At 31.0% G+C, this 24,538-nt stretch carries 21 protein-coding genes; 12 read left to right on the top strand and 9 right to left on the bottom strand.

Annotated elements, in window-relative coordinates; genetic code table 11:
* The first annotated feature begins 261 nt into the window (after positions 1-261).
* Together hydA and RR561_RS07380 are read left to right on the top strand one after the other, a co-directional pair.
* Complete coding sequence (hydA, locus tag RR561_RS07385) at positions 262-1,650, top strand: dihydropyrimidinase (RefSeq protein ID WP_332507006.1); 1,389 nt, start codon at positions 262-264, stop codon at positions 1,648-1,650.
* Positions 1,651-1,748: 98 nt separating this feature from the next.
* Positions 1,749-2,981 (top strand): Zn-dependent hydrolase, encoded by a 1,233-nt coding sequence (locus RR561_RS07380; RefSeq protein ID WP_332507004.1) that lies wholly within the window; start codon positions 1,749-1,751, stop codon positions 2,979-2,981.
* Positions 2,982-3,089: 108 nt separating this feature from the next.
* Here the strand turns inward: RR561_RS07380 and RR561_RS07375 are convergent, their stop codons facing one another.
* The 7 genes from RR561_RS07375 to RR561_RS07345 form a co-directional block, all read right to left on the bottom strand.
* Positions 3,090-3,344: a glutaredoxin domain-containing protein gene (locus tag RR561_RS07375; RefSeq protein WP_332507001.1), complete on the bottom strand. Its 255-nt coding sequence runs from the start codon at positions 3,342-3,344 to the stop codon at positions 3,090-3,092.
* A gap of 32 nt (positions 3,345-3,376) precedes the next feature.
* Positions 3,377-3,853, bottom strand: coding sequence for a hypothetical protein (locus RR561_RS07370; protein WP_332507000.1), 477 nt, complete (start codon positions 3,851-3,853; stop codon positions 3,377-3,379).
* Positions 3,854-3,976: 123 nt separating this feature from the next.
* Positions 3,977-4,759: a metal ABC transporter permease gene (locus tag RR561_RS07365; protein ID WP_332506998.1), complete on the bottom strand. Its 783-nt coding sequence runs from the start codon at positions 4,757-4,759 to the stop codon at positions 3,977-3,979.
* Positions 4,760-5,425 carry a metal ABC transporter ATP-binding protein gene (locus RR561_RS07360; RefSeq protein WP_332506996.1) on the bottom strand — a complete coding sequence of 222 codons (666 nt, stop codon included), beginning with the start codon at positions 5,423-5,425 and terminating at the stop codon, positions 4,760-4,762. It lies immediately after the preceding gene.
* A 596-nt stretch (positions 5,426-6,021) separates the two neighbouring features.
* On the bottom strand, positions 6,022-6,777 hold the full coding sequence (locus tag RR561_RS07355) for an ABC transporter ATP-binding protein (RefSeq protein ID WP_332506994.1): 756 nt from the start codon (positions 6,775-6,777) through the stop codon (positions 6,022-6,024).
* Complete coding sequence (locus RR561_RS07350) at positions 6,764-7,708, bottom strand: ABC transporter permease (protein ID WP_332506993.1); 945 nt, start codon at positions 7,706-7,708, stop codon at positions 6,764-6,766. The genes RR561_RS07355 and RR561_RS07350 overlap by 14 nt, the downstream gene beginning before the upstream one ends.
* A gap of 717 nt (positions 7,709-8,425) precedes the next feature.
* The gene (locus RR561_RS07345; RefSeq protein ID WP_332506992.1) at positions 8,426-9,376 is read right to left on the bottom strand and encodes a metal ABC transporter substrate-binding protein; all 951 of its coding nucleotides are present in this window, start codon (positions 9,374-9,376) and stop codon (positions 8,426-8,428) included.
* Between the two features lie 771 nt (positions 9,377-10,147).
* Between RR561_RS07345 and RR561_RS07340 the strand changes: the two genes are divergently transcribed.
* A complete protein-coding gene (locus RR561_RS07340) occupies positions 10,148-11,563 on the top strand; it encodes an alanine/glycine:cation symporter family protein (protein ID WP_332506990.1) in 1,416 nt (471 codons plus the stop codon).
* A 76-nt stretch (positions 11,564-11,639) separates the two neighbouring features.
* On the opposite strand, the gene RR561_RS07335 is transcribed toward RR561_RS07340, so the two are convergent.
* On the bottom strand, positions 11,640-13,640 hold the full coding sequence (locus RR561_RS07335) for an oxidoreductase (protein ID WP_332506988.1): 2,001 nt from the start codon (positions 13,638-13,640) through the stop codon (positions 11,640-11,642).
* Positions 13,641-14,190: 550 nt separating this feature from the next.
* Here RR561_RS07335 and RR561_RS07330 point away from each other — a divergent pair.
* The 5 genes from RR561_RS07330 (at position 14,191) to RR561_RS07310 (ending at position 19,454) form a co-directional block, all read left to right on the top strand.
* On the top strand, positions 14,191-15,198 hold the full coding sequence (locus tag RR561_RS07330) for a helix-turn-helix domain-containing protein (RefSeq protein ID WP_332506986.1): 1,008 nt from the start codon (positions 14,191-14,193) through the stop codon (positions 15,196-15,198).
* A 110-nt stretch (positions 15,199-15,308) separates the two neighbouring features.
* Complete coding sequence (locus RR561_RS07325) at positions 15,309-16,286, top strand: ABC transporter substrate-binding protein (protein ID WP_332506985.1); 978 nt, start codon at positions 15,309-15,311, stop codon at positions 16,284-16,286.
* Positions 16,273-17,334 carry a FecCD family ABC transporter permease gene (locus tag RR561_RS07320; RefSeq protein ID WP_332506984.1) on the top strand — a complete coding sequence of 354 codons (1,062 nt, stop codon included), beginning with the start codon at positions 16,273-16,275 and terminating at the stop codon, positions 17,332-17,334. Before RR561_RS07325 ends, RR561_RS07320 begins: the two co-directional genes overlap by 14 nt.
* Positions 17,335-17,336: 2 nt before the next feature.
* Positions 17,337-18,098 carry an ABC transporter ATP-binding protein gene (locus RR561_RS07315; protein ID WP_332506982.1) on the top strand — a complete coding sequence of 254 codons (762 nt, stop codon included), beginning with the start codon at positions 17,337-17,339 and terminating at the stop codon, positions 18,096-18,098.
* 3 nt (positions 18,099-18,101) lie between these two features.
* A complete protein-coding gene (locus tag RR561_RS07310) occupies positions 18,102-19,454 on the top strand; it encodes an MATE family efflux transporter (protein WP_332506980.1) in 1,353 nt (450 codons plus the stop codon).
* Between the two features lie 250 nt (positions 19,455-19,704).
* Here the strand turns inward: RR561_RS07310 and RR561_RS07305 are convergent, their stop codons facing one another.
* Positions 19,705-21,069 (bottom strand): APC family permease, encoded by a 1,365-nt coding sequence (locus tag RR561_RS07305; protein ID WP_332506978.1) that lies wholly within the window; start codon positions 21,067-21,069, stop codon positions 19,705-19,707.
* Positions 21,070-21,893: 824 nt separating this feature from the next.
* On the opposite strand from RR561_RS07305, the gene RR561_RS07300 reads away from it, so the two are divergent.
* From RR561_RS07300 to rlmH, 4 genes are all read left to right on the top strand, one after another.
* Positions 21,894-22,352: a Fur family transcriptional regulator gene (locus tag RR561_RS07300; protein WP_332506976.1), complete on the top strand. Its 459-nt coding sequence runs from the start codon at positions 21,894-21,896 to the stop codon at positions 22,350-22,352.
* A 250-nt stretch (positions 22,353-22,602) separates the two neighbouring features.
* Entirely contained in the window at positions 22,603-22,764 is a 162-nt protein-coding gene (rd, locus tag RR561_RS07295) for a rubredoxin (protein ID WP_332506974.1), read from the top strand.
* 216 nt (positions 22,765-22,980) lie between these two features.
* On the top strand, positions 22,981-23,778 hold the full coding sequence (locus RR561_RS07290; protein ID WP_332506973.1) for an MBL fold metallo-hydrolase: 798 nt from the start codon (positions 22,981-22,983) through the stop codon (positions 23,776-23,778).
* Between the two features lie 91 nt (positions 23,779-23,869).
* Positions 23,870-24,352 carry a 23S rRNA (pseudouridine(1915)-N(3))-methyltransferase RlmH gene (gene rlmH, locus RR561_RS07285; RefSeq protein ID WP_332506971.1) on the top strand — a complete coding sequence of 161 codons (483 nt, stop codon included), beginning with the start codon at positions 23,870-23,872 and terminating at the stop codon, positions 24,350-24,352.
* Positions 24,353-24,538 lie beyond the last annotated feature (186 nt).

The raw sequence follows: 24,538 nt of genomic DNA, 5'->3' as shown, positions 1-24,538 counted from the left end.
TTTTGAAAATATTAGTATATATTATCTATATATGCAAATATAATTTCAATTATATAAATATTTTAAAAATTTAAAATATATATTGACCTCTAAAAAATATTGTGATAATATAACATCATATTAATCAATCAAAACAGGATCTTTTATAATTCTTTGTCAAAATGAGTTTTTATCATTTTGTCTTTAGTTTCGTTCAATTATTTCTATTCAATTTCAAAAACTAAAAATTTATTTTATATTCATAAGAACGGGGGATACTATATGTTTACTTATGATGTGCTTATTAAAAATGGAAGTATAACTACAAGTGGAGATTACTACAAGGCAGATATTGGTATTAAAGATGGAAAAATCAAGGATATATCTGATAAAATTGATCCAGCAAGTGCAAAAGAAGTTTTTGATGCTTCAGGAAAAATATTGATTCCTGGGGGTATCGATGTTCATACACACCTAGATATGCCTTTTGGAGGTACTTTTTCAAGTGATAACTTTGAAACTGGAACTAAAGCAGCAGCAATAGGTGGTACTACTTCTATAATAGACTATGCTGTTCAGCCAAAAGGTAAAACTCTAAATGAAACAATTGATATTTGGAATGGCAAAGCTAAAGACAAGGCTGTTATCGACTATGGATTCCATCTTGCTGTAACAAAGCTAAATGACACTACAAGAGAAGAATTGCCTGAGTTGTTGAAAAACGGTTTCCCATCTTTTAAAGTTTTTATGGTCTATGAAGGTATGAGACTAGAAGATGGTGAATTGATGGAAATACTAAAAATAGCAAAAGATAATGATGGATTAGTATGCGTACATGCTGAAAATTATGATTCAATTAATTATAGAATTAAAAATCTATTGGATGAAGGAAAAACTGAACCAATATACCATGCGATTTCTAGACCACAAAAATGTGAAGCAGAAGCTACAAATAGAGCAGTTAAATTGGCTGAGATGTTGGATGCTCCTATCTACATTGTACATGTAAGTAATGGTGAAGCTGCCGATATCATAACAGCTTCTAGAAAACATGGATTTAAGACTATGGGTGAAACTTGTCCTCAGTATCTACTATTATCTATTGATAATTATAGAGAAGAAGGATTCAATGGAGCAAAATATGTAATGAGTCCTCCTCTAAGAGATGCTTCTAACCATAAATTATTGTGGGATGACTTAAGACTTGGAGACTTACAAACTGTTGCTACAGATCACTGTCCGTTCTTTATGGAACAAAAGAGAATGGGAGAAAATGACTTCACAAAAATACCTAATGGAGCACCTGGAATTGAATCAAGAATGGCTCTTATACATCATTTTGGTGTAAATGGAGGAAATATATCTATGGAAAGATTTGTAGAATTAACTTCAACAAATCCAGCCAAGATTTTTGGTATGTACCCAGACAAGGGAACTATCGCTGTTAATTCAGATGCAGATATCGTCGTATTTGATCCAGACAAGGAAGTTACTATTTCTGTAGATAATCTACATGAAGAAGTTGATTATACTCCTTATGAAGGATTTAAGGTAAAAGGTTATCCTGTAGCTACATTCTCTAGAGGTGAATTAATCGCTGAAGATGGAAAATATATAGGAGAAGAAGGTCGTGGACTACTTCTAAAGAGAGGTAAGCCAGAAATCCAATAATACAAATATATACAGTACTTAAAAATGGAAATATTATAAATCAAAAATTAAAAATGAAAATAAAAATATAATTAAAATAGATATACGGAGGTAAGAAAATGTTTGAATGTGATATAGATAGACTCGAAGAAAAAATTAAGTGTTATAGCAAATTTGGTGATACTGGTAAAGGTGGTATTACTAGACTTTGCCTTACTCCAGAAGATGTTCAAGGTAGAAATGAGTTTATTAAGAGAACAAAAGAATTAGGTGCAACAATTAAAATAGATGATATGGCCAATATATACGCAACTTTTGAAGGAACTGATAATTCATTACCTGCAATAGTAATGGGTTCACATGCAGATTCAGTTGTTCAGGGTGGTAATTATGACGGTATTCTTGGAGTATTGACTGGACTTGAAGTTGCTGAAACAATAGTAAAAAATAAAATCCCTCATCGTCATCCTATCATAGTTATGATATGGACTAATGAAGAAGGTGCAAGATTCGATCCAGCAATGATGAGCTCTGGTGTTATATGTAAGAAGTTTGACAAAGAAAAAATGTTAGCATCTGCAGATGTTGAAGGTGTTACTTTTAAAGAAGCTCTAGAAGCTAGTGATTTCAATGGCGAAGAAAGCAATCGTATAGATCCAGATAATTGTTTGGCTATGCTTGAACTTCATATCGAACAGGGACCTGTACTAGAACTTGAAAAAGTTGATATTGGTGTTGTTGAAGGCGTTGTTGGTATGGTAAATTATGAATTTGAATTCAAGGGTCAGGCAGGACATGCAGGTACTGTTCCAATGCCTTGGAGAAGAGATGCTCTATTTGCAGCAACTAAAGGTATAGAATACTTACATACTGAATTAGACAAGTTAGATGATAAATTGGTATACACTACTGGTAGAATATTATGTAGCCCTAATGTACATACTATAATTCCAGATGATGTAAAGTTCACACTAGATGCTAGACATCAAGATCCTGAAGTAATCAAGCAGGTAGTAAAAATAGTAGAAAATATACCAAAGGAATTAGCAAAATGCGAAGTTTCATACAAAGAACTTTGGTCAAGAAAAACAGTTGCCTTCCACAAAGAATATGTTGACCTAGTAGAAAAGAACTCTGGAGAATTTGGCTATACTAACAAGAGAATGTACTCAGGTCCAGGACATGACGCTCAGTTTGTAGCTGATGTAATGCCAACAACTATGATATTTGTACCTAGCATTGGTGGAAATAGCCACTGCGAAATCGAATATACTCCAGTTGAAAACTGCTGGAAGGGTGCAAACGTGTTATTAAATACTGTACTTGATATAGACGGTTTATACAATAGATAAAAAGCTTTTTCTCCTTAAAATGCTTTTTTTCAACTTACAAAGAAAGAGGGGCTTGAAGTCAAGCCCCTCTTTCACTTTTTTATTTATCAAATATATTAATTATCTCTTTTATTTATCAAATCTATTAATTATTTCTTCGTAAAAAATAATTTCGTCATTTTCTGTAAGCATGCAAGGCACTCCAATGCTTGCTTCTTGCTTTATAATATCAAATTCGCTTCTATTATCTCTTAGCTTCAAAAATTCTTTTAGAATCATCAAATCTTCAGTAATATTTAAAAACTCATAATCTACACCCTTTTTCTCTAGCAATTCTCTTATCGGTGGACAATCTGGACACAACATAGTTCCGTACACTTTCATATTAGCCTCCTTTAAAATATACACTTACATTTCTATATTAAATTATCTTCTTTTTCTATAGATATATATAGATAACAATGAGCTTTTCCATCACCTGAATACTCAGCTGATACTGTACTATCAAAGTCATCTTCAAAAGATCTTTTTATGACGCCTGATTTTGTTTCTGACCATACTTTATTCCATGCATTTTTCGCACAAATAGCTTCATCATTACTTATATCTATCACATCATATTTTTTATATAGTCCTCTTTCAACCTTCAATTCCATCTCTGCAAAAAAACCTGAATCTACTCCCATAATGCTGAGATCATATTCACCTGTTTCATCGGATTCATAGTTACTATATCTTGATATTAATGATATTCCTTCTTTAAACATCTTATCACTATCAAATAAAACTGGTAACTTTCCTGATATAACATCTCTCCAAAGTGCACTAATCTTCTCCATTCCTTCTGGAGAGTTATTTGTGCGCATTTTTACTTCTTTTAAAATGTATGCCATAAGACTCCTCCTCTGCACTCTTCTTTTAATTAGATTCTATCATTTTAGTCTAAAGATAGTCTATATCTTTTATATATTATTTATCAAAAAAGGACATTTACCTGAGTGTAAATGTCCTTTAATCTATTTTTTTACAATCATAGCTACTATAAGAGTTATCACTCCAGCTAATACAATAGTTCCACCTGGCTTTAAGCCTAGATAAAAAGATAATACCAAGCCCACGACAGTAAATGCTAATGCAAATAAGACAGATAAAATTACTGTCATTTTATAGCTTTTAGTAAATCTCATCGCACAAGCCACCGGAATCACCATAATAGAAGAAACTATTAATGCACCAACAGTTCTAGATGCTATGGCAACTGTCAACGCTGTAAGTATTGTAAATATGAAGTCTACACTTTTTACAGGTATGCCAGCGAGTCTAGCCCCCTCTTCATCAAATGATATATACATAAGTTCTTTATACAATAGAAGAAAGGCCAACATAACTACTATAGCCAGTGCCACTACTAGGTAAAGTTCAAAGTCTGTAATTGCAACTATACTACCAAATAAAAAGCTAGTAAACACCGATGAATTATCTGTAAATCCCGATAATACACCAGCTAAACCAACTCCAGCGGACATAACTATAGCAATAGATATCTCTGCATACTTTGGAAATCTCTTCCTTATTACATTAATTCCAAATCCAGCTATAACAGTCACTATAACAGCACCTAAGATTGGATTAATACCTATCACTAGCCCAGCAGCAACACCTGCCAAAGAAGCATGGGAAAGTGCATCACCCATCATAGAAAGCCTCTTCAAAACAATTGTTACTCCTATACATGGAATAATTGTTGCTAGAAGTAGACCAACTACAAATGCCCTTCTCATAAATTCATATTCCAACATTTAATCCACCTCCTCAAAATCTTCTATTTTTATCAATTTATTAGAGTGTTTTTTTATCTTTTCTAAATCATGGGAAATCATTACTATTGTGATTTTGTTTTCCTTATGTAATTTATCGAGTAGTTCATATAAGACTCTTTCAGAGCGGTGGTCAATACCAGTAGTTGGTTCGTCCAATATCAATAGACTTGGCGAATTTACGATTGCCTTTGCTATTATTATTCTCTGTTGTTGCCCACCCGATAAGTCAGAGAATTTTCTATTTGCAAAGTCTTCCATATCCACTATTTCTAGTGTTTTCAGGACTTTTTCCCTATGCTTTTTCTTAGCAAACCTAAACCTTCCAATTTCCTTGTACATATTCATCATTACTATTTCTTCTACAGTTGCTGGAAAATCTATACCTCTAGATAATCCTACCTGAGGAACATATCCGATTGTTTCTAAATTTTTTCCTGTAGAAGGATCCTTGCCATTTACCTTTATGGAGCCTTGCTCTGGCTTTAGCTGACCCAAAATTAACTTTATCAGTGTCGATTTTCCAGTACCATTGGAACCAATAATTCCAACAAAGTCACCTTCCAATACATCAAAGCTTATATTTTTAAAAATATATTCTTTATCATATCTAAAAGACACATCCTTTACCTCTACAATTTTTTTCATCCGTATCATCCTATTCTAAAACTTTTTCCATCTAAGACGCATTCTCATCACTATTTTATAGTTAAGCGCTCTTACTCACTAGTATAATTATACAATAGATTCTTATTATTTCAATGTTTTATAATCTCTTTCTTTCTATATTTATATACCCTAGCCAATTTTTGGGCAAACAAAAGAGAGGATTTCTCCTCTCTTTTGTTTGTATAATTGAATTAGTAGATAAGCTTGGGTTTTTTGCCTACATATTTAACTTTAGGAGCTGTAAATAAGTAGTTTTGAGAAAAATAATCTACTAAATACAATCATACCATTACATTAAATTCTATCATATTAGGGGTTGTGTATAGAAGCAAAACACTTCTATAACATCTATTTATCAAACTCTTATGCATTGGGTATGGTATATATGTATAAGAGTTATTGATAGCTTTGATTACTTACACAATACTTTTTCGAATCATTTTTTATTTTAAATAGAGATTTTAAAGTCTCTTTAGATCCATATTTGAGTAAGAGTTCAATTTCATTTTTCATCTTCTTTATTTATTATTACAGAATATTCAATCTTTTATACTTTTACTTTAATAAATTTCTTTTTATACTGCATATTCAAAGCTTTCTAGAATCATTTCTGCTGTCAACTTTTCCTTTTCCTCACCTCTTAAATCCATAATTATATTTCCCTTGTGAAGCATTATCAATCTATCTCCATAGTTTATTGCATGCTTTAGATTGTGAGTCACCATTAAAGTTGTAATTCCATGCTCTCTTACTATTTTATCTGTTAAATCTATTATTTCATCAGATGTTTTTGGATCAAGTGCCGCAGTATGTTCATCTAATAATAATATATCTGGATTGGAAAGAGATGACATCAAAAGAGATATTGACTGCCTTTGTCCACCTGACAGGCTTCCCACTGGTGAATCTAGGTGATTGAGCAATCTAGGAGAAAATTCCTTCACTGCTTTTTTGTATATATCTTCTTCAAAGCTGAGACATTTTTTAAGTCCAAATAACTTTTCTTTTTTTATTGCCATAGCTAAGTTTTCTCTAATACTCATGGTTGGGCAAGTTCCCATTGATGGATTTTGAAATACTCTATTGATCTTTCTAGTCCTGATATGTTCTGGTAAATTATTTATCTCTTTTCCATTTAGCTCAATTGTCCCAGAAGTTTCCTTGGTATGCCCAGATATAATGTTTAGAAGAGTAGATTTGCCTGTTCCATTGCTACCTATTACACACACGAACTCACCTTTTTTTATTTCCAAATTAACGCTATCCAATACTTTGTTGGAAAATCCACTATCATTTGAAAATATTTTCGATATATTCTTAAGCTCTAACATTCTTATCCTCCTTTAAATTCAATACTTTTGAAGCTCTCTTTGCAGATATCTTTGGCAATACTCCCTTGACTTTATCAGCAACACTTTTTTTGCTAAGTGATATAAATACAACTATAATTAATCCAGTTACCAACTTTAAATCACTAGATTGCATTCCTGTATTTAAAGCAAAGAAAACTGCAAATTGGTAAATTATTGTTCCCAGTATTATCTTTGTTGTATCTTTTACTCTCTTCAATCCTCCAAATACTGAAATACCTATTATTATTGAGGCTATACCTAATACTAATGTTCCTATCCCCATATTTACATCTGCAAATCCAAGGAACTGACACATCATAGAGCCACTAAATGCTATAAATGAGTTTGATATCATCAGTGCAATAACCTTTATCTTACTTACATCAATACCCAGAGTTTTAACCATTTGTTCATTATCTCCAGTACCTCTAATTAGGTATCCTAGACCTGTTTTCATAAATAAATCCAAGAGTAACTTTACTATCATCACTACTACTAGTGCAATTACTAAAGTCATTACCTTCTGATCTACTCCACTAAATATTTCAGAATTTAAGAGATGCTTAGAATCAAATATTGGCGTATTTGCTCTACCCTTCATAATTCTTAGATTAATTGAATAAAGCATTCCCATAACTAATATTCCAGATAATAAATTTGTAATTTTTAACTTCACATGCAAAAGTCCCGATACCATTCCAGCCAATGCTCCACCTACTATCGAAGCTAATACTGCCAATATTGCAGGTGCTCCAGAAGCCACCATCGATGCTGTAATTGCTGCTCCCAAAGTATAGCTACCATCTGCTGTCATATCTGGAAAATCTAAAATTTTATAAGTAATGTACACTCCTATTCCCATAATTGCCAAAAACATGCTTTGCGTTAAAATCGTAATAATTGCATTCATAAAACCTCATCCTCCTATAATTTAAGTTATTTAAAAATCAAAAAAACCGCCGAATATAAAGCGGCGGTATACACAATGCGAAATTTGGGTATAAAAAAAACCGCCAACACGCGGCGATAGTAAAATTACTTTTACAACATCTTATCACTTTAGCCGACATGCCACAAACCTTTGCTTTTGTATCCTAAGCGGGGCTTGCAAACAATGCCGAAATCAAATTGATTTAATCGAAACAGTGTTACAATCCCCTATCCGTAGTAGCTAAAGTAATAATAATAATTTCTGTTGTTAAGTAATATTTTCATCTTTTTTCTCCTTTTTTAATATTTAATAATTCTATCCACATACTTATTTTAAAAGTATTCTGTGAATTAACTTCTTGTTGGTTATTATGTTACCACCTTAAAAATCATAAGTCAACCATAAATATTTTTTCCTATAAAAAAATACTCTACTTAATCAATTTATTTTTTAAGTAGAGTATCACTTTATATCACGCTTAGATTCAGCCTTTAAGAGATTTTTAAATTAACTTATAGTTCAACATTATTTTTTGTTTATTTACTCAAATTTAAAGTCAAAATTCAGAATTCAAACTTATAAGTCAGTCATCTATTTTGAGATTTTTCATTTTAATATTAAAAATAATTAAAGTACTTTCTCTAGGATTTTTTTATTATTCTTTTGTTTAATTTTCAACATCCAAATATAAGTTTACTAATTTAATGCTTTTAAGATTGAGTTTAGATTTTTTTCCATTACTGAAAAGTAATCCCCTCCGTCTTTTATTTGCTGATCAGTAAGCCCTTCTAGTGGATTTAATACTTCTGTTTTGGCACCAATCTCTTTTGCCAGGGTATCAGATACTTTAGAACTTACTAGCTCTTCAAAGAATATATATTTTACATTATTTTTTTTGGCAAAATTTGTTATTTCTGCCATTCTAGCTGCATCTGGTTCTGAATCTGGAGATAAACCTTCTATTCCTATTTGATTGATTCCATATGCTTTACAAAGATATCCAAACGCTTCATGAGCAACTATTATATCCTTCTTTTTTGTTTTTCCAATTTCATCTTTAAATTTTTGATCCAAACTATCTAACTTTACTGCATTTTCTTCATAGTTTTTCTCATAAAAGTCCTTGTTTTTAGGGTCTGCCTTTGAAAATGCTTCTTTTATATTTTTCATTTGAATTTTTGCATTCTCAGGATCAAGCCAAACATGTGGATCATATGCCCCATGCTCATGTTTATCATTGTTTATCTCTTTATCAAGATGTTCTTCTTTAGAGCTCAGTAAGTTTACACCTTTTGATGCCTCAACCATTTCCATCTTATCATTTTTAACATTTTCAGATACCTTGTCAATCCAGCCTTCCATACCTGCTCCACTGTATATAAATACGTCTGAGTCACCAATATTCACCAAATCTTTTGGTGTTGGCTCCCAATCATGTGGTTCCGTCCCTGCAGGTATTAAATTATTGACATTTACCTTGTCTTTACCTATTTTTTTTGCAAAATCATACATAGGATAAAAGCTACTATATACATTTAGTTTGCCATCATCCTTTTTTACTTGATCGGTTCCCCCTCCTGAACATCCAACCAATAAAATCGACGCTGACAAGAGAAGTGCTGAAATTTTCACTCCAATTTTTTTCATAATTACCTCCTTTTTTATATTTTTATATATTATATTCATAAATAAATTTTAATTTCCTTAAAGGGAATCAAATGCAAATTGTTCGCTTTTAATATAATAAAAGTATATTATTATATTAACTTTTTGTCAATAAAAACTGTATATTTTTCTTAAAAAATTATGAAAATATACTTTTTGCTTAATGTTTTTATAATTTAATACATAATTTTATTTTATATATATATCATTCCTCTACTATATAGATATACCCCTAAATGCCTTTTTTACTATTCTTATTCAGCTTTTTTTCTTTCTTTAATTTATTTTTTCATTTTTTATATTCTTTAATTTTTTATTTTCAGTCAAATTTTTAATTGTATTTTAAGTTTATAACTTACCCTCATAATGCTTACTTTTTATATATACTTCCTATTTAAAGCTTTCAATTTTCATAGAAAAATACATTTGATCTGGCTTTTGTTTTTTCATTGTCTTTCTAAATATGAACAAAACAGACTTTTATATTTTTTTTACGAAAAGTTTTTATAATATTCAAAAAATATGTTTCTCTATACAAGAATAAGAATAAGCCTATCTACTAATTATTAAATATATTATATTACGATATCCTACTTTTTTACTAAGTTTACTTTTTTTGAATAATATTAAGAATTCACACTAAATTCATTTATATATTATATACTTTATCAAAACAAAGTCCTTTTTTCTTTTATAAATAAAGTTATTATTTTTATTACTTTATTGGAATTTTATTTTAATAGGAGATAAGTTATGAATACGATTTTAGATGTAAACAAACTCATCGGTGAATTTGTCTGGGGCTGGCCGATGTTGATTTTATTACTCGGAACTGGACTATTTATAGGAATTAAAACTAAGTTTATTGTCTTATCCAAATTTGGATATATAATGAAAAACACTCTTTTTAAGATGTTTAAAAAAAGTAATGTCGGTGAGGGAGAAGTTTCTGCATTTCAAGCTGTATCCACTGCACTAGCTGCAACTGTAGGTACTGGTAATATAGCCGGTGTCGCACTCGCTATTGCGGTTGGTGGTCCTGGAGCTGTATTTTGGATGTGGCTGTCTGCACTTTTAGGTATGACTACAAAATTCGCCGAAGTTATACTTTCTATTACATATAGAGTAAAGGATGATGAAGGTTCTTTTTATGGAGGACCTATGTATTATATTTCTAGAGGTCTTGGCAAGAATTGGCTAGCAAAGTTATTTGCGTTGTTTGGTGCTTTAGCATCTTTTGGTATAGGATGTATGACACAATCAAACTCTATTGCAGAAGTTTTGAAGGCTTCTTTTAATGTAAATCCTATTGTTGTAGGTATTGTCTTGGCAGTTCTTTCTGGAATAGTTATTATTGGCGGTATAAAAAGAATCGGTCAAGTTACAGAAAAGTTGGTACCATTTATGGCATTATTTTATATATTAGGCTCTCTATTAATAATCTTTATAAATGCAAATCAGATTCCACATGCATTTAGCCTAATATTTAGCTCAGCCTTTACAGGTCAAGCTGCAGTTGGTGGATTTGCTGGTTCTACTCTTATGATGGCTATGAGAAATGGTATTGCACGTGGTGTATTTACTAATGAAGCTGGTCTTGGTAGTGCTCCAATAGCTCATGCCGCCGCTACTACAGATCATCCCGTAAGACAAGGTATGTGGGGAGTATTTGAAGTATTTATGGACACTATCGTTATATGTACTATGACAGCCCTAGTTGTTTTGGTTTCAGGAGTTTGGGACTCTGGACTACAGGGAGCTGCTCTTACTTCAGCTGCCTTTGAAGAAGGTATCAGAGGAGGAAAATATATTGTATCTATCGGACTTACTTTATTTGCCTTTTCTACAATCTTGGGTTGGTCATATTATGGAGAGAAATGTACTCAGTACCTACTAGGTAAAAAATTTATAACTCCTTATAGACTTATTTTTATACCACTTGTATTTGTTGGTTCAATCGGTGGACTTCAATCTATATGGGCTATATCAGATACTTTAAATGGTCTTATGGCAATACCAAACTTAATAGGTCTACTATTCTTATCTGGAGTAGTGGTTACTATGGTTAGAGATTTCTTTAAGGATCCAGACAGGCATAGAGAATCTGACAAAGAGTACCTTGATATACTTCCGGATAAATACAAGCCAAGAGATCATATTCATAAATAAATAAATAATAAAATTTACTAAGAATATATTTAAACAAAAAAGAGGTCCCAGTAATTCTGGAGACCTCTTTTATTTATTAGTACATGCAAATATGATTTGCTACTTCAAATGAATCCCAAATAGCGTACATTATATTTGATACTTCTTTTCCATCGCCTAACTCGTATATTTCAGGAATTTCTGCTTCTATTTCCTTATACAAGTCTTTATTTGAATTATATCCTATAGCTAGTATTACACTGTCTGTTTCTATTGTCTTTTCCCCACCTGGAGTTGTAATTGTAAGATTCTTACCATCAAAACTCTTAGCTTTTGAAAGCAACTCTGTATTTACATTCTTGTAAGGAATTAAAGCATGTAACATATCATGATTTGCATGACATATTGGTCCGTTAACTTTTAATATATCATCCAAAGCTTCTACTATTGTTACTTCTTTACCTAGTTCTCTTAGGTGTAGTGCTAGCTCACAACCTACTAAACCACCACCTAAAATAACTGTTTTTTCTCCTGGATCCTTCTTACCTAATAACACATCCATAGCTTCAAAAGTTTTCTCTGGACATCCTAGATCTATTACTTTTGGCTTTGAACCTGTTGCTACTATTAAGACATCAAAATATGAGTTTTTTATCATATTAGCATCAACTTTTGTATTTAAATTTACTGGAACTTCTAGTATCTCTAGCTGTCTAGCGTACCATCTTGCAAGATGCAAATCATCTTCTTTGAATGATGGAACTCCACCAGCTAACAATACTCCACCTAGTTTGTCATCTTTTTCAAATATTTCTGGCTTATGTCCTCTTATTGCAAGCACTCTAGCTGCTTCACAACCAGCAAGCCCTCCACCTATGATCATAACCTTTTTAGATTTTAATATAGGATTATATTTTGTTACTGACTCTCTACCTGCCATTGGATTAACTGCACAGTTGATTAGAGAATACTCCTGTATTCTTCCCATACAACCTTCTTGGCATGATATACAAGGTCTGATTTCATCTTTTCTAGATGATCTTAGCTTCTTTACATAGTCAGGATCTGCAAGTAATGGTCTACCCAAGCTGATTACGTCACAAGTACCATCTTTGATAGCTTCAAGTGCCATATCAGGATTATCCATTCTTCCTGCGCATATAATTGGTACATCTACATGTTCCTTCATTATCTTTGCAAATGGTCTATAAAGTCCCTTCTCTTGATACATTGGTGGATGGCTCCAATACCATGCATCATAAGAACCAACATCTACATCGAGTGCTTCATATCCATATGATACCAATAGTTTTGCTGCTTCTATCCCCTCTTCTATATCTCTTCCCTTTTCTTCAAATTCTTCTCCAGGAAGACCACCCTTTCTCCAGTCTTTAATAAAACTCTTAGGGCTATATCTCAATGTTACAGTGAAGTCTTCTCCACATCTTCTCTTTATTTCTTCCACTATTTCTTTGGCAAATCTAAGTCTATTTTCTAGACTACCACCATACTCATCTTCTCTGTGATTGAAAAATGCAATCGCAAATTGATCTAGTAAATAACCTTCATGAACAGCATGTATTTGAATACCATCAAATCCAGCTCTCTTACAGTTAAATGCACCATCACCAAATTTTTTGACCATCATTTGTACTTCTTCTTTTGTGATTTCTCTACAATCTATATCCAAAAATCTATGTGGTATTACAGAAGGTGCTACTGGAGCATGCTCTCCTATTATATTTGGTATAGATACTCTACCAAATCCTGCAGACATTTGGTAGAAAACCTTTGCCCCATAGGCATGTATTCTTTCTGTCATCTCTTTGGCAGTTCTAACAAAATGAAGTGGATTCATAGTTGATGATGGACAGGTAGGTGTTCCATGTTGCTCTACCTCTTCGTCTACAAATGATACACCGGTAATAATTAGTCCGGTTCCACCCTTTGCTCTTTCTACATAATAGTCTATCCCTCTTTGGTTGAAGCCTCCATCTGTATCAGCAAGTCCCAAAGGTCCCATAGGTGCAAGTGCAAACCTATTTTTAATCTCCACGTTACCTATCTTAATAGGCGTAAACAGTTCAGAATATTCCATTTTTTCACCCCACAAAAATATAATATAATTACAGATTCCCCCTAGAATAAGCCTATTTCATATATAAACTTATCAAGAATAATCTGAATTGATTGAAATATAAATTTCATATTTTTATTATAACATCTATTGATAGAAAATAATCAATAAATATGATTTTTATATTTTGTAACGATACACTATTGATTTATTATATTGTTTATTTTGAGCAAATACTACACCTATATTAAGATATCTACCGTAAACAGATAATAATTTAATAGAGATTTTATTTTATCTTTAATAAATTTTCTATTTAAAAATTAATTCTATTTTTTTTGCTAATAATTACACAGATTAGAGATTATAATTCCAGTTTCTAATTTTAAAACTATACCCTTATTCATATATCCATGAGCATTCTCTGCTTAGTTCTTTGGCTAAAAATATAGTATAATATAAGTAGAATATTTTTATGCAAACACTATATTTATAAGGGAAATTATATTGAATATACAACTCTAGTATATTTATAGACTTATAGACTTATTTGGTTGGATGGAGGTCCATTTTGAGTAAATATAATATTAGCAATATAAAAGATGAAGATTTAGTAGCTCAGTATTTTCTTCAAAGAGAGGTATTCTCGGATATAAAAGAGCAGAGCGAACAATTTATAATATATAAAATAAAAGAAGAGTTTGGAAGTGGCAGAATAGAGTTTTTTACGCTAAAAGAGGGACTTATGCTTGTGATATACGATGTCTTATTTAACAGAGATATGATTACCTCATTTAATATGTCCAGTGATTACTTTGAAATTGAGTATTGTATATCAGGGTCAATGGAAATAAATGAAGAAAGCTTAGGACATACAAAATTTATAGAAGGAGAGATGTCTGTCTCCCTATCAAAAGATATGAACGGCGAAGTTATATACAGAAAAGACAAGCCATATAAAGGCATTTCAATTGCTGGTGACAAAAGAAAGATCGACTCTTACTTTGGCAGCCAAGGTCTAAATTTATGGTTTGACACTATAGAAGAATTAGAAGAGAGCTCTAGATCTGACTATTATCTAGGCAGAAAAGTTGCCCCAGATATATCAAATGTATTTTTAGAAATATACAAAAATAAAATGGATTATAATAGTAAAATTCTGTTTTTGGAAGCAAAAATTATGGAAATATTTTCTAGAATTATTTCCTTTGAAAAACTTGGAGAAAATAATAGTTTGGACTTAGATTTATATGAAATTGAAAAAATAAAATTAATTCCAAGCATGCTTATGGAAAGAATAGATGATCCACCTACTATTGAAGAACTTTCCAGTATACTCGCTATTAATAAAAATAGATTAAATGATGGTTTTAAAGAAATCTATCACGATACCATTTTTAGTTATCACAGAACTAAGCTTTTAGAAAAATCTAAGTTTGATCTTGAAAACACAAGTAAAAATATCACTGAAATATCTTTTGATACTGGATATTCTTCACCTAGCAATTATACCTATGCCTTTAAAAGAAAGTATAGCCTCACTCCCAAAGAATATCGTCTACAATTTAAAAACAAATAATTCAATAAATAAATTTTCTCAATACTTTTTATGATGTGTTCAACATTGTAAAAAGTATTTTTTTGTTATTATGTAATGAGAATCAATATTAACAAGGAGGATTTATTAAAATGAAAAATAAAAAATTATTAGTAATGTTGCTATTGGTATTTCTGGTGGGATGCAGTAGTGATAAGGATTTACAAAACAAGAAAGACACAGTAAAAAACAAACCTACGCTCACTATTTATGATGACTCGGGAGAAAAAGAAGAACTCGAAATTAAAAAAGATCCAGAAAGAGTGGTTGTGCTTGGAGAGGCTTTAGTTGACTATATGGATTATTTCGGACTAAAAGATAAAATAGTCGGAGTTGGCTACCTTGATTCAGGAGATAGTGTAAAGAAGGACTCACTAAAAGGGTTAAATGTACTTACCACTATGTGGCCATCAAAGGAAGTTGTTCTTTCACTAAAGCCAGACTTGGTCTACTCTATGTCTTCTGGATTTAAAGATGATAGATCAGGTAGTCTTGAATTTTATAAATCTAATGACATAATGGCACTTCCAGCTATCAACTTCACTACTGGAAGAAGCCTTCAACAATATTATGATGACCTCGATAATTTTAAGAAAATATTCAAGATTGAAAATGAAGTGGATGAGTTTTTAAATAAGGAAAAAGAAAAAATAAATAGTTCACTAGAGTCTGTCAAAAAACACGATGAAAAGGTACTGTTTATATCAAGGTCTAGCAATAAAGATTTCTACTGCCCAAAAGAAGGTGTATTGATTTCTGAGATTATAGAAGACTTTGGATATGAGTATCAAGAAATATCAAAAGATAGTTATATTGAACTTTCTGATGAAATAATTATTAAAAATAATCCTGACAAAATTATAGTATCAGAATTTCAATCCAAAGATCCAGATTCCCTAGTGAAATCACTTCTGGACAATAAAAATTTAAAAGATATAAAGGCAATTAAAAATAAAGAGGTATTTTCAATAGATTATACATCCGCTGTAAGAGGAGAAATAGAACTTTCAAATACTTACAAAACACTTTCTACTTTTTTAAATGGAGGTGCTAGTGTTGAAAAGAACTAAGAATAATCACTTTATAATATATTTTCTATTATCCTTTTTAGCTTTAGGATTTGTGTTTATTCTATCTATATCATTGGGACAGGTCAAAATAAATTTTACTGATGTAATCTCCTTGATATCGAATAAAATATTTAATAGCAATTTTTCTATAAGTAATATGGCAAATGAAGATATGTATAAGAGTATTATTTTTGATATTAGAATAAAAAGAGCTCTCTTATCTATACTTGTTGGTATGGGACTAAGCCTGTGTGGTGTAATTATGCAGGCAACTCTAAAAAATCCACTGGCTGATCCTTATATACTTGGTATATCATCTGGTGCATCACTCGGAGCCACATTTGCTATTATGATTAGTTCGATCACAGTTATAACAGTTAATAGCCTTGGAATTTCATTCTTCGCATTTGCAGGAGCCTTTATAGCTGGATATTTGGTTCTACTTATGGCTTCTCATAAGGGCAAGCTGTCCACGGTCAAACTAATACTGGCAGGTACGATAATCAATTCTATAGCAACTAGTTTGTCCAATCTCTTGATTTACATATCTGGCAACTCAGAAAAAATCAAGGATATAACTTTCTGGACCATGGGAAGCCTTGCCAAAGCCAACAAAGAAAACTTGATTTTAATCAGTGTCTTACTTTTCTTTGCCGCTATATTTTTTATTACACAGCATCGAAATCTAAATGCTATGTTGATGGATGAAGAGGTTACTCAGACCTTAGGAGTAAATATAAATGTATACAGAAAAGTTTATATATTTATCTGTATACTTTTAATTGGTGTGATTGTCTCAAGCTCTGGAATAATTGGTTTTGTAGGACTTACAGTTCCACACATAGTAAGAGCTCTTGTTGGATCTGACCACAAAAAACTTGTACCTTTAAGTATGTTATTTGGAGGAATATTTTTGTCCTTGTCAGATATACTCTCAAGAATATTGATAAATAATACAGAACTTCCAATAGGCATTATCACTGCCCTAATAGGTGGACCAGTATTTATTTACATATTATTGAAGAGAGGAAATAGGTTTGGAGGTTAGATATGAATCTAGATGTAAGAAATTTATCAGTAGAAATAGATAAGAAAAAAATATTAAAAAATGTAGATATGAGCTGTCAAAAAAAGAAATTTACTGGAATAATTGGACCAAACGGTTCAGGAAAGTCCACACTTTTAAGAACAGTCTACAAATCAATAAATCCAAAAAGTGGTAGCATAAAACTTGGAGATATTGATATTTTAAATGATAGTTACAAGAATATATTTAAACATTTATCCGTAGTTTCACAATTTAATAATCTAGACTTTGATTTTTCTGTAAAAGAAATAGTTTTGATGGGACGTATACCCCACAAGAAAATTATGGAAAAAGATAATTTAAATGATTTTAAAATTGTAGAAGACGCCTTGAAAAAGGTTGGTCTTTTAGAATACCAAGATAGAAGCTTTCTCACACTCTCAGGTGGAGAAAAACAAAGAGTAATACTTGCTAGGGCAATCTGCCAAGAACCAGATTTTATGATACTTGACGAACCTACAAATCACCTTGATATAAAAAATCAACTAGAAATGTTTAAAATTATGAAAAATTTAAACATCAGCGTACTTGCCGCACTTCATGATATCTCTATGGCTGCAAGATACTGCGACTATCTATATATTTTAAAAAATGGAGAAATATATGCACAAGGTTCACCAAAAGAAATTATAAACAAAGAAACTATTGATTATGTTTATAATGTGGACTGCGAAGTTTATAAAAACCCCATAAATGAGGAATTAGAGATATATTATAGGAGGTAAGCAATGAAGGGTGATATGACTAAGGGAAATCCCATGTCTTTAATAATAAAGTTTTTTATTCCTATGTTTATAGGAAATTTATTTCAACAATTATACAATGTCGTTGACTCAGTAGTAGTAGGTCGTTTTGTAGGAAACGAAGCCTTCGCTGCAGTTGGATCTTGTTTTTTAATTATGAGTTTTATAAGCTCTATATTAATAGGACTTTCAATTGGTGTTGGTACTCTATTCTCACAACTTTTCGGAGCAAAGGAATATGATCAGCTCAAAAAAACTATTTCAACGTCATTTATATTTATAATGGCTATAAGCCTTATACTTAGTATATTCACCGTAATTTTTTTAGATGAAATACTAATATTATTTAAGCTTCCTGTAGAGATCCTTCCATATGCAAAAGATTATTTACTATATATTTTCATAGGATTGTTTTTCACAGGTCTATATAATATATGCGCATATCTACTGAGGTCAATTGGCGATTCAAAGTCACCACTTTATTTCTTAATGATATCAAGTGTTATAAATATTGTGCTAGATTTATTGTTTGTAATCAAATTCAATATGGCAACTATGGGTGTTGGGCTTGCTACACTAATAGCACAGGCAGTTGCAGGTATATTCGCTCTTGTATACACTGTCAAAAAAATGGAATTTTTAGAGTTTAGGAGAAAAGATTTGGTATTTGACAGATCTTGCTTTAAAGAAGTTCTCAACTATTCTGTTTTAACGGCTATTCAACAGTCAATATCTAGCTTTGGTATGATGCTTGTCCAGGGACTTGTAAATACATTTGGAACTATGACTATTGCAGCATTTGCGGCTTGTTCTAAGGTAGATGAATTTGCAAATAGACCTCTTCAGGATTTAAGCAACGCATTTTCTACATATACAGCCCAAAATAAGGGTGCAAAAGATGATGAAAGAATAAAGGAAGGCTTTAAAGATGTAGTGAAATTAATAGGAATCATATCTATTATTATCACTTCTCTAGCATTTATATTCGCACCTGATCTAATAGCTATATTTGTAAAGAGAGAATCAGTAGAGATTATAGATATAGGCGTAAGATATCTTAGATTTGTCTCAATATTTTATGTACTTCTAGGATTCATAGTCATGTTTTATGGATTCTTTAGAGGGCTTGGAGAAATCAAACTTTCAGTTATATTAACGATTATGTCTCAAGCTGTCAGGGTATTACTTGCATATGGACTTGCGAGTGTAGGATTTGGATTTAGTTCTATAGGAATTGCAGTAGTAGTAGGATGGAGCATTTCAGATGTCTTAGGTGTTTTTCTTTACAAAAAAGTTATGAATAAAAATGAGGAACTTCTGGGAGAAAAAGCAAAATAATAAAACAGATAATACAAACTTTATATCCCCATATAAAGTTCAATTATAAAATAGTAAAAGTTCAAAAGCAAATAACAATTTGCAAAAAAAGACACCCTTTCATATGAAAGGGTGTCTTTTTTAATTAGGCTAAAGCTAATTTCTTGCGAACTATAATTTAATTAGGCTAACTTAAGTATTTCACTTCTTCTTTCTAATCCAATTCTTACCTCTTAACAAATATTGCTTTTATATAATAATCTAGAATAAACTAGACTGCTATCGTTTTTTTGGAATAAGCAAAGTATATTATACTACCTATTACCAACCATAAAGCGTAACTTATCCAACTCATCAAATCAAGATTTATAATAAGGAATGTACATGTCACTATACCTAATATTGGAACTACTGGATATAGGGGGACCTTAAATCCTCCAATTGAATTCGGATACATTTTTCTAAACTTCATCAATACATAACATAGTATTGCAAAGGCTATTAGTGAACCAATATTTGCCAAATTTGCCAATGCTTTTACATCTAATATACCTGCAAATACTGCCGTAATTAGACCTATACAAAGTATCGCAAAGTTTGGACTCTTTGATTTTTTGTTCATCTTTGAGAATACCTTAGGGAAAAATCCTCCCTGTGACATCGACATAGTAATATTGGATGCTCCTAGGGAAAAGGCTAGTATTACGGCCAATATACCAACTACAGAACCTGCTGATATTATCATTGCTACTGTCGGATGTCCTATCAAGTCCATCGCAAAAGTCATAGCTTCTGGCTTGTTCAAATTAGAATATCTTGTTACTCCTGTTAATATTAGACATACAATTATATAAAGTGTTGTCGATGCTAGCACCGATATTATTATTGTTTTTGGCAAAGTTTTCTGAACATCCTTTACCTCTTCTGCTGTTGTTGCCAAGGTATCAAATCCTAAATATGCAAAGAATGCCGTTGCAGCTCCTGCAAATACACCACTTGCACCAAATGGAGCAAAAGGAGCCCAATTCATAGGTTCAATATAAAATATTCCTACAGCTACAAACAATACAAGTATGGCTAACTTTAGTATTACCATTACATTATTTATCGCTTTACTTTCCTTACTACCTCTTGTAAGTATAAAGGAAATCAACAATACAATCAGTATGGCTGGAAGATTAACTATTCCACCTTGAGAGTAACTCATCAAGAATTTCTCTGGTATTTCTATTCCAAAGTCACTAAATAGTGCTGCAAAATATCCAGTCCATCCATTTGCAACGGTTGCTGCTGAAAGTATATACACACCTATCATTGTCCAACCAAGTAGATGCGCTGGAAACTGTCCTAATACAACCCATGCATATCCATAAATACTACCTGAGTTCGGTATCGAGGTCGCAACTTCTGCATAACAGAGACCTATAAATATCGCCGCTAGTGCTGATATTCCAAATGACAGTATAACCGCTGGTCCTGCCTGAGTTGATGCTATAATACCTGTAAGTACCAATATTCCTGTACCTATTATCGCACCAATTCCCAAGAGGAATAAGTCAAAAAAACCATATGTTTTCTCCCTCACTGCTCTTTCACTAAGTAATCGACTTAAATCTTTTTTTCTAAATAACTCCATTTTTCTTTCCTCCCCTTTTTTTATTAAAATTAATGATTATAATCTCTAGTTATAATTGACAGTATATTCCGAAAATTTAAATCGTTTTTTTACTTATATTTTGCAAATACTTTTCTGCCACATATATTAAATTCAGACTTTAAATTCTAATTGTTTATAAAATAACTATTATTATATTCTTTAAATTTTTATGTTTATATTTATTTCCCTTTCAAAGGCACTTAAAACATTTTTTTATACAAAAATACTTTTTTTATTTATTTTTTCAAACAAAAACCTTATTATTTAAATGTAAGTAAATAAATAATAAGATTTATTACTTATTATTTTTAATAATAATCATATTTTTCATCTCACAAAAAATAACTAATTTGTATGAATTTCATACTTTTATTTATTATTTTAAAGAATTGATATTTTTTATACATTAAGTACTTCTTTTTCTAAGTTATATTTTTTCCTTAAAATTTTTATACTTTTTATTTCCATGAAATTGATTTTTTTCTTTATTTACTACTTTTCTATATATTTTTATTTTATATTTTAAAGCAGTATTTTCTGTTAAATGTAAAATATTTTACCCTAATCCTTCACTTTATTAGCCTTATATTTTTTCCTAACAAGAACTACTCTCATACTTTTTTATTTTGACAAACTTTTCTATCAAATTACTTTTTATTCTACTTTTCAGAGTTATAATTATCTTTGTATATGTATTTATTATATTTTTTTGTAATTTCATTACTATTTTAAAAAAATTGTTTTCTTTATTCTCAATTAAGTGGTATAATCTATTTTAAGAAGTATGAAAAAGAGGTGATAAAGTGAGTAATCCATCTTGTAATTGTTCAAGGGACAATCACAGACAAGAAAATAATGATATGTTAAAGTCTGCTAAGCTCAAAGCTACTAGAAAGAGGATGCTTCTTTTGAACTGCCTTAGACATTCAGATGCTCCTCTAACAGCAGAAGAAATATATACTGATTTAAAAAAAGAAATTAATATTAATCTGTCTACAGTTTATAGAGCTTTAAATGCGCTGACAGAATCCGACATTATCATTAAACAAATGCTTTCTGATGGTAATAGTGTGTTTCAATTAAACAATACAAATCATCAACATATCCTTACTTGTAAAATGTGTGGTAAGGTTTCATATGTGGATATTTGTCCTGTAGATTCTCTTTTAAATGAGATTTCTGATCAGACTGGCTACGAAATTACTGGACACAATCTTGAGTTTATAGGGATTTGTCCTGAATGCTCTAGAAAACTTGTTTAACTAGTTCATGAAAACTTAGTGAAGAAAAGTTAAACTATTCTAAAGTCATTTATTTAAACTGTTTAGGTCTAAAAATGCAAATACTTGGCTGAAATATATTTTACCGAAAGCCTATATTAAAGTTTGTTTAAAATTTTTAGCTAAAAAGTACAGATTTTTTAAAAAACTTGCTTATATTTTTTGTTCATGGGTATAACTAATACTAAGAGCAAAGAAAATAAATAAATTTTATATACTAGGAGGAAATGTTATGAAGAAATATGTATGCGATGTATGTGGTTGGGTTTATGACCCAGAAGTAGGAGATCCAGATGGTGGTATAGCACCAGGAACTTCATTTGATGATATCCCAGAAGATTGGGTATGCCCAGAATGTGGTGTAGGCAAGGAAGACTTCTCTGTAGTTGAGTAATCTATAAGCAGGGATTGTTAAAATGAAAAGCAAAGACTAGAGAAAAACTCTCTAGTCTTTTTTATTGCGATAAAGATAATTCCCGAAACTAAAAATTTAATCCCTTAAATTTAATTTTGAAAATTCTTTTATTATAGAAAATCAAAAAAACAATGAAATATTAATGAAAATGCCTTATAATAGATATGATTAGCTAGACCTTGGAGAGGAGGACATATGGATTATTGTTCAATAGGAAGCGGAAGTAGTGGTAATTGCCACTATGTAGGATATAAAGATACAAATATACTAATAGATGCAGGGCTTAGTGGTAAAAGAATCACTAATGGACTCAATGAAATAAATGTAGATGCTAATAAGTTAAACGGTATTTTTGTTACACATGAACATACCGATCATATAAAGGGAGTAGGAATTTTATCAAGAAAATACGACCTACCAATATTTGTCAACTATAAAACTTGGCTGGCAATAGAAGAAAAAATAGGTAAGGTAAAAGAATCCAATATAAATATATTTGAAAATGATCAGGTATATGCTCTTGGAGATATGGCAATCAAGCCCTTCTCTATTACTCACGATGCAGCCGATCCAGTAGGATTTAACCTTTTTAATGAAAAAGATGAAAAAATATCTATAGCGACAGACATCGGTCATATTTCTGATAGTATAAGAGAAAGTATTTTGGGATCAAAGTTGGTAGTCCTAGAATCAAACTATGATAAAGAAATGCTTTTGATGGGATCTTACACTTATATGCTCAAAAAAAGAGTAATGTCTGATACTGGCCATTTATCCAATGAATCAGCAGCTAAATTTGCGGTTGATTTAATTAAAAATGGAACAGAAAATATTTTACTCGCACATTTAAGCAGAGAAAATAACTTCCCTGCACTTGCATTTGAAACATCAAACTCAATACTTACAGAAAATGGAATGAAAATTGGAAGTGATGTAAGCTTAAATGTTTTGATGAGAGATGATATCTCAAAGTTATATAAAATAGCCAGATAATTATTGGAAAATATTATCTAAAATAAAGCTTATGTAAAATAGCTCTAAATACTTGCTAAAATACAATAGGCAAATTAAGGAAATAGAATGTATGATAAAAATAAGTTTAATAACCGTTGGAAAAATTAAAGAAAAATATATAAAACTTGGTATAGACGAATTTTCTAAGAGATTATCAAAATATTGCAAGCTAGATATTTTAGAAGTTAGCGATGAAAAAGCTCCAGAAAATTTAAGCGATAAAGAAATGGAAATGGTTAAGAAAAAGGAAGGATTCTCTATCCTTTCCAAAATAAAGCAAAGTCAGTACGTTATAGCCCTTGCAATAGATGGGGATAAGATGTCATCTGAGACATTTGCAGATAAAATAGAAGCTCTCTCTCTTACTGGCAATAGTCATCTTTGCTTTGTAATCGGTGGATCTTTGGGTCTATCTGATGATGTCCTTACAAGAGCAAATATGAAAATGTCATTTTCTGATATGACATTTCCACATCAAATGATGAGACTAATACTTTTGGAGCAGATTTATAGATGCTTTAGAATTAATAACCATGAACCATATCACAAGTAAATTAAAGTTTTAAAGCCTTGGAGTATTCTGGGGCTTTTTTTATATATCCATACAAGTAACAATTTTTTATCTTTACTTTCTGTGTTATAATTGTATAGATAAGATTCGAAAAAGTCCTCTATAGGACTTGATATTACTAATATAAGCCTTAGTTGCATATTAACTTATAAGGAATTTTTAAGAAAA

Source organism: Peptostreptococcus sp., assembly GCF_036639115.1.
Classification (GTDB): domain Bacteria; phylum Bacillota; class Clostridia; order Peptostreptococcales; family Peptostreptococcaceae; genus Peptostreptococcus.
This window is presented reverse-complemented; position numbering and strand designations above follow the sequence as displayed.